This is a genomic window from Ruoffia sp. FAM 24228 (assembly GCF_045528575.1).
Taxonomy (GTDB): Bacteria; Bacillota; Bacilli; order Lactobacillales; family Aerococcaceae; genus Ruoffia; species Ruoffia halotolerans.
The window spans coordinates 1-2,046 of sequence record NZ_JBGQQZ010000122.1; the positions used below are offsets into that span (position 1 = coordinate 1).

General features: G+C 31.5%; 1 protein-coding gene. It reads left to right on the top strand.

All coding sequences use genetic code 11. The features are described 5' to 3' along the window. Nucleotides 1–431: 431 nt before the first annotated feature. A complete protein-coding gene (locus tag ACEN33_RS12155; RefSeq protein ID WP_407095190.1) occupies nucleotides 432–863 on the top strand; it encodes a hypothetical protein in 432 nt (143 codons plus the stop codon). Nucleotides 864–2,046 lie beyond the last annotated feature (1,183 nt).

Below are 2,046 nucleotides of genomic sequence, written 5' to 3' on the forward strand. Positions count from 1 at the left end.
TTTTTGGATAAAATGGTTCATGCGTAGATATTCTCCTTATGTTATTTGGTGGTACTTTTAATATAACGAATATCTGCGTCTTTTAGAAGACACAAAGATAGGGTTGATGACATTTTAATTTTTGTCATCAACCCTATTTATTGTAGAACCTAGATTAAAAAAGAGATGTAGATTTTAAAATCTGTGTCTCTTTTTTTGTGTTTCTTTGTCAAATAGGGTTGATGATTCATTTTAGTCGAGGTTAAGCAGCAGAAATCGTTGCTTGGTCTTTATTTATTTAAGGAACATATCAATAATGAGAGGTTTCAATCGAGTTTATACAACAACCAATTTGTTTTAGATTTTAAACTGAAGGAATGTGTAGTAAACTTTTGGTAATAAGTACATTCAATCAATAAACTTGAAAAATACATGCAAAAACAGTGGTTAATGTGAATTTTAATATATTTTGGAAAGAATTTACTACATTGCCAGAGGTTGAGGCAATTGCTCTAGGGGGATCAAGACTAAAACAAATATTTGATGAAAAGGCGGACAATGACTTATATTTTTACTGTATTGAGATACCAATTGAGAATATTCTAAGACGAATATTGGAGAATTACTGTCATTATATGGAGCTTGGAGACAATTGTACATTGAAAGAAGGAATAGATTTTGATATCTTTTACCAAAGTTTTGAGTACTTCTCGCAACAAATATATTCAGTCGTTGAAGAGTTTAATCCGAGCAATGGATACACAACTTGTATGGGGCATAATCTTTTACATTGCAACATTCTATTTGATAATAATGGTAAATTGGAAAAACGGCAAAATAAGTATCAAATATCAGACCAGAAGAGTTATGTAAAGATATTATAAAAACAACATGGATCTACTCACTGGTAGCCTGCCATCATATGATAAACAGATAGAAAAAATTCTTGTTCGTAAGGATATAGTAAGTATAAACTATAGAGTTTCAGCATTTCTAGAGTCGTACCTCAATATTATATTTGCTATAACCGATTAACGCATCCTGGAGAAAAAAGGGATGATAACCTATGCAAAAACAGACGCAACCATTCTCCCTGAAGCATTTAATTATAATTTGAGAAGATTTATTTCGGAATATGTTTGAGGAGGCAGGAAAAACAATGGAAATACTTAAGAGCATAATTACTGAATTACAGAAAGTGGTGTAATGGGTTATACAAAGGCAAAAAAACACTGGCAGTATTAAATCCATAAATAGATAAAGCTTTCGGGTGTATCAGGTACTACTCCACGGGGAGCAATCACAATTATGAGTAGATAAATAACACAAGTTTCCTGATGAATTTGTTACACGAATTATAGGATGAACTGCAAATAAGCACCATGTCTATTAGATGTTAAATGAAAGTAATTAATAAGAAGAGATAGGCAAGATAATTAGGTTTTTCTATAACCTCTATAGAAGGAATAATAAAATTAAGAAAATTCCTTGATAAATGGATAGTGATCCAATAGAAAAAACGTTTGATGAGTCAGTACTATATTGGATTGTTACATGTATAAATAATTTACCAAGTATCGGTAATATTAACTGATAGTATCTTAAGATGGCTATAACATAAGATATAGAGATATCTACAACAATTAAAATTCAAAAGATGAACTAAAATCCAAAAAGTGTTGACAATGGCTATGGGTTCATGCTATTATAATTAGGTTGTCAATTGAGACAGCACCAACGAATCGAACAACGAACTTTGGTTGAATAAAAGATTCAAAAAAAGGTTGACAGTGTATCGAGTAACATGATACAATATAGACCTTGTCACATGAAGTGACGAGAAAAAAGCGAAGCATGTGAGATCAATTAAAATTAATTGAAACAATTAGTTGACAATTGCGTAACAAACATGTTACACTATTAAAGTTGCATCACAACCGCAACGAAAGCTCATTGAAAACTGAACAAAGATAAACACACCAAATGTGTAAGGGGATCTGTTCTACGGAACAGACAACCAAACAATTTCGCTGGACGACCACCAGTTTAAAAAAGGTCAACAAAGCT